The sequence below is a fragment of the Enterococcus sp. GPZ-007 genome, from assembly GCF_059374735.1.
Genome location: NZ_JCAFYN010000132.1, coordinates 1 through 303, shown reverse-complemented (window position 1 = coordinate 303; position 303 = coordinate 1). Strand labels below are relative to the sequence as shown.

General features: G+C 52.8%; 1 rRNA gene. It reads right to left on the bottom strand.

What is annotated here, in order from left to right:
- Positions 1-303, bottom strand: a 23S ribosomal RNA gene (locus AC4J95_RS21245); the annotation flags it as partial.

Here is a 303-nt window from a genome sequence, read left to right as displayed (position 1 = left end):
TTGCTTGGACAGACATTTCCAATCGTCTGATTCCTTAGCCTCCTGCGTCCCTCCATTGCTCAAACAAAAACAACGGGTACAGGAATATCAACCTGTTGTCCATCGCCTACGCCTTTCGGCCTCGGCTTAGGTCCCGACTAACCCTGGGCGGACGAGCCTTCCCCAGGAAACCTTAGTCATTCGGTGGACAGGATTCTCACCTGTCTTTCGCTACTCATACCGGCATTCTCACTTCTAAGCGCTCCAGCAGTCCTCACGATCTGCCTTCAACGCCCTTAGAACGCTCTCCTACCAACACACCTA